The following is a 2,230-nucleotide window of genomic DNA, read 5'->3' on the forward strand; positions in this document are numbered from 1 at the left end:
TAGTACGTGGTCGTAGACCCGAAACCAGGTGATCTACCCATGTCCAGGGTGAAGGTGAGGTAACACTTACTGGAGGCCCGAACCCACGCACGTTGAAAAGTGCGGGGATGAGGTGTGGGTAGCGGAGAAATTCCAATCGAACTTGGAGATAGCTGGTTCTCTCCGAAATAGCTTTAGGGCTAGCCTCGTGATGAGAATACTGGAGGTAGAGCACTGTTTGGACTAGGGGGCCATCCCGGTTTACCGAATTCAGACAAACTCCGAATGCCAGATATTTATACACGGGAGTCAGACTGCGAGTGATAAGATCCGTAGTCAAAAGGGAAACAGCCCAGACCACCAGCTAAGGTCCCAAAGTAATCGTTAAGTGGAAAAGGATGTGGCGTTGCACAGACAACCAGGATGTTGGCTTAGAAGCAGCCATCATTTAAAGAGTGCGTAATAGCTCACTGGTCGAGTGACGCTGCGCCGAAAATGTATCGGGGCTAAACGATTCACCGAAGCTGTGGATTGACATCTACGATGTCAGTGGTAGGAGAGCGTTCTAAGTGCGTTGAAGTCAGATCGGAAGGACTGGTGGAGCGCTTAGAAGTGAGAATGCCGGTATGAGTAGCGAAAGACGGGTGAGAATCCCGTCCACCGTATGACTAAGGTTTCCTGAGGAAGGCTCGTCCGCTCAGGGTTAGTCGGGACCTAAGCCGAGGCCGATAGGCGTAGGCGATGGACAACAGGTTGATATTCCTGTACCACCTCCTCACCGTTTGAGAAATGGGGGGACGCAGTAGGATAGGGTAAGCGCGCCGTTGGTTGTGCGCGTCCAAGCAGTAAGGCGTGTGTGTAGGCAAATCCGCACACTGTAACGTTGAGCTGTGATGGCGAGTCCGTATGGACGAAGTTCCTGATTTCACACTGCCAAGAAAAGCCTCTATCGAGGTGAGAGGTGCCCGTACCGCAAACCGACACAGGTAGTCGAGGAGAGAATCCTAAGGTGTGCGAGAGAACTCTCGTTAAGGAACTCGGCAAAATGACCCCGTAACTTCGGGAGAAGGGGTGCTCTTGAGCGTGCAAGCGCATGAGAGCCGCAGTGAATAGGCCCAGGCGACTGTTTAGCAAAAACACAGGTCTCTGCAAAACCGTAAGGTGACGTATAGGGGCTGACGCCTGCCCGGTGCTGGAAGGTTAAGAGGAGTGGTTAGCGCAAGCGAAGCTGCGAATTGAAGCCCCAGTAAACGGCGGCCGTAACTATAACGGTCCTAAGGTAGCGAAATTCCTTGTCGGGTAAGTTCCGACCCGCACGAAAGGCGTAACGATCTGGGCACTGTCTCAACGAGAGACTCGGTGAAATTATAGTACCTGTGAAGATGCAGGTTACCCGCGACAGGACGGAAAGACCCCGTGGAGCTTTACTGTAGCCTGATATTGAATTTTGGTACAACTTGTACAGGATAGGTAGGAGCCAGAGATCTCGGAGCGCCAGCTTCGAAGGAGGCGTCGGTGGGATACTACCCTGGTTGTATTGAAATTCTAACCCATGCCCCTTAGCGGGGCAGGAGACAGTGTCAGGCGGACAGTTTGACTGGGGCGGTCGCCTCCTAAAAGGTAACGGAGGCGCCCAAAGGTTCCCTCAGAATGGTTGGAAATCATTCGTAGAGTGTAAAGGCACAAGGGAGCTTGACTGCGAGACCTACAAGTCGAGCAGGGTCGAAAGACGGGCTTAGTGATCCGGTGGTTCCGCATGGAAGGGCCATCGCTCAACGGATAAAAGCTACCCCGGGGATAACAGGCTTATCTCCCCCAAGAGTCCACATCGACGGGGAGGTTTGGCACCTCGATGTCGGCTCATCGCATCCTGGGGCTGTAGTCGGTCCCAAGGGTTGGGCTGTTCGCCCATTAAAGCGGTACGCGAGCTGGGTTCAGAACGTCGTGAGACAGTTCGGTCCCTATCCGTCGTGGGCGTAGGAAATTTGAGAGGAGCTGTCCTTAGTACGAGAGGACCGGGATGGACACACCGCTGGTGTACCAGTTGTCTTGCCAAAGGCATCGCTGGGTAGCTATGTGTGGACGGGATAAGTGCTGAAAGCATCTAAGCATGAAGCCCCCCTCAAGATGAGATTTCCCATTACGCAAGTAAGTAAGATCCCTCAAAGACGATGAGGTAGATAGGTTCGAGGTGGAAGTGTGGTGACACATGGAGCTGACGAATACTAATCGATCGAGGACTTAACCAAAA

Annotated in this window: 1 rRNA gene; it reads left to right on the plus strand. The window is 53.0% G+C overall.

The window, feature by feature from the left end:
• Positions 1-2,228 (plus strand): 23S ribosomal RNA (locus ACZ6ZR_RS38625); the annotation flags it as partial.
• Positions 2,229-2,230: the final 2 nt, after the last annotated feature.

The organism is Kitasatospora sp. NPDC088742 (assembly GCF_055584905.1).